A 2,801-nucleotide genomic window follows, 5' to 3' on the forward strand; every position below is an offset into this window, starting at 1 on the left:
CCTACATCGTGCCGCGCCCCGGCGCGCGCATCGACCCGGCCGCCGTCCGCGCGCACGTCCACGCCGAGGTCGCCCGGTACGCCGTGCCGCGCGACGTGCACCTCGTCGCGGGGCTGCCGCGGAACGCCACCGGCAAGATCGTCCCGCGCCGGCTGATCCCCCCGGACGCCCCGTCGCACGCGTGAGGCGCGGGCTTCGGCGGCCTGCTGGTCCGGGGGAGCGGGGACGGGCATGATGGGAGGCGGACGGGGTCGCCGGGCCGCCCCCCGAGTGTGAAGGGTCTGACGCCGCCATGCCGCTGCCGGGTCCGCTGCGACGGCGCTGCCGGGAGTTCCTCGGCGGCGAGGTGGAGATCCGCTACCTGTTCCCCGCGCTGAGCCACGGCGGCGGCGCGGGGTTCCTGTTCGTGGTGACCGGCGACCGGATCACGGTGCTGTGCACCGGGACGTTCAGCCGGACGCGCCCGAGCGGCGTGTGGGGGAGCTACCCGCGCGAGCGGCGGATCGGGCCGGTCTCGACGGGCGCGGGCGCGAACTTCGAGTTCGCCGGGGCGTTCTTCGAGGTGGACGACGAGTACGTGCCAGTGATCAACGCGGCCGACGCCGAGGTCTTCGACCCCGCCAGCCTGCCCCGCGACCCGCTCCCCGACCTGTAGCGCCCGCCCCCGAGCGGGCCGCTCAGGCGGAGGCGGCCCGCTCGGGGGCGGGCTTGGCGGGCGCGCTCTTCTTCGGCCCGCCCTGCGGCCGCAGGAAGAAGCCCATCACCACGACCAGGTACAGCGCCCACATGATCAGCTGCAGGGCGGTGACCTGCGGCGTGACGTTCAGGACGCCCTGGAAGGCGGTCTGCAGCCAGTCGCCCGCCGAGCCGAACTTGGCGAAGAACTCGTGCGGCTCCAGCCAGACGGTGTGCAGGCCGGGCAGGACGTCCGCCTCCTGCAGGTCCTTGAAGCCGTAGCCGAACACGCCGGCCGCGACCACGATCAGCGCGCCGCCCGTCCAGGCGAAGAAGCGCTTGAGGTTCAGCTTCAGCCCGCCCCGGTACAGCAGGTACCCGAGGACGACCGCGCAGGCGAGGCCGAGCAGCGCGCCGAGGATCGGCTGCGTGGACCCCTCGGACGAGCTGGTGATGTTCGTCCACAGGAACAGCGCGGTCTCCAGGCCCTCGCGGCCGACCGCGAGGAACGCGACCGTCCCGAGCGCGACCGGCCCGACGTTCAGCGCGCCGTCGAGCTTGCCCTCCAGCTCCTTCTTCATGAACCGGGAGGTGCGGCGCATCCAGAAGACCATCCAGGTGACCAGCCCGACCGCGATGATCGACAGGATCCCGCCGAACAGCTCCTGGGTCTTGAACTGCATCTCCGAGGACGCCGCCGACAGCGCCAGCCCGAACCCGACCGCCACCGTGATCGCGAGCCCGATGCCGATCCACACCGGCAGCAGCGCCTCGCGCCGCCCGGTCTTCACCAGGTAGGCGATCAGGATGCTGACGACGAGGGCGGCCTCGAGACCCTCCCGCAGTCCGATGAGGAAGTTGCCCAGTAGCATCGCCACGCTCCTCGGGGATCGGGCCACGGGACGGTTCCCTGCGGCGGAAAAGGATGCTTAGGCAAAGCTAACCTAAATCACCGCATGGCCCAACAGCCGGCCCCTGTGATGTGACCCCGGCAGGCGATGCCCCTAGAGCCCCCCTAGGGCTCCCTAGAGCTCCTCCCACGTCCTGACCAGGGGCGGGACGACCAGCCCGATCTGCCACTCGCGCGCCCCGAGGGCGCGCAGGGCGTCCGAGAGCCGCTCGGCGTCGACCGGGCCGGGCGGCGGCGACCACGACAGGCGGCGCACCGCGTCCGGCTGCATCAGGTTCTCGGCCGGGACGTTGTACTCCTCCGACAGCGTCGTCACGACCGCGCGGGCGGCGGTGAGCCGCGCGGCGGCGGCCGGGTCGCGCTCGGCCCAGCGGTGCGCGGGCGGCGGCCCGTCGCCGGGGATGTTCGCCTCGGGCAGGCCGCGCTCGGGCAGCCCGCGCGCCCGGGTCACCGCCCGCAGCCACGCGGACTGGTGGCGGCGCGCCCCGCGGCCCTTCATCGTGGGCAGCGCCAGCAGCTCGGCGGGCGTCTTCGGCGTCTTCAGCGCGAGCTCGACGATCGCGGCGTCCTGCAGGACCCGGCCGGGGGACAGGTCGCGCTCCTGCGCGATGCGGTCGCGGGTCTCCCAGAGCTCCCGGACGATCGCCAGGGCCCGCCGGTTGCGCACCCGGTGGATGCCGGACGTGCGGCGCCACGGGTCGGCGCGCGGGGTCTTCGGCGGCGTCGCCAGGATCGCGGCGAACTCCTCCACCGCCCACGGCAGCTTGCCGGTGGCCTCCAGCTCGGCCTTGAGGGCGTCGCGCAGCTCCACCAGCAGCTCGACGTCCAGCGCCGCGTACTTCAGCCAGTCCTCGGGCAGCGGACGCGTCGACCAGTCGGCCGCCGAGTGGCCCTTCTCCAGCGCGTAGCCGAGGACGGTCTCGACGATCGAGCCGAGCCCGACCCGCGGGTAGCCGAGCAGCCGCCCGGCCAGCTCGGTGTCGAACAGCGAGGTCGGCACGAGCCCGACCTCGGCCAGGCAGGGAAGGTCCTGGTTGGCGGCGTGCAGCACCATCTCGGTGCCGGACAGCGCCGCGTTCAGCCCGGTCAGGTCGGGGCACTCGATGGGGTCGATCAGCGCCGTCCCCGCGCCCGCGCGGCGCAGCTGGATCAGGTAGGCCCGCTGCCCGTACCGGTAGCCGGACGCGCGCTCGGCGTCCACCGCGACCGGCCCGCT

Annotated in this window: 4 protein-coding genes; 2 read left to right on the top strand and 2 right to left on the bottom strand. The window is 73.9% G+C overall.

All coding sequences use genetic code 11. From position 1 onward, the window contains the following. Both AB0J52_RS34925 and AB0J52_RS34930 read left to right on the top strand, forming a co-directional pair. The coding region (locus AB0J52_RS34925) for an AMP-binding enzyme (RefSeq protein WP_500187174.1) at positions 1 to 185 on the top strand (185 nt) is incomplete at its 5' end. 107 nt (positions 186 to 292) lie between these two features. After that, on the top strand, positions 293 to 655 hold the full coding sequence (locus tag AB0J52_RS34930) for a hypothetical protein (protein WP_500187175.1): 363 nt from the start codon (positions 293 to 295) through the stop codon (positions 653 to 655). Positions 656 to 677: 22 nt separating this feature from the next. Here AB0J52_RS34930 and efeU read toward each other — a convergent pair whose 3' ends face one another. Further along, positions 678 to 1,547: an iron uptake transporter permease EfeU gene (gene efeU, locus AB0J52_RS34935; protein ID WP_500187176.1), complete on the bottom strand. Its 870-nt coding sequence runs from the start codon at positions 1,545 to 1,547 to the stop codon at positions 678 to 680. Positions 1,548 to 1,700: 153 nt separating this feature from the next. Further along, a partial coding sequence (locus AB0J52_RS34940; RefSeq protein WP_500187177.1) for an HRDC domain-containing protein occupies positions 1,701 to 2,801 on the bottom strand: 1,101 nt, incomplete at its 5' end.

It is taken from the genome of Spirillospora sp. NPDC049652 (genome assembly GCF_040675125.1).
GTDB lineage: Bacteria > Actinomycetota > Actinomycetes > Streptosporangiales > Streptosporangiaceae > Spirillospora.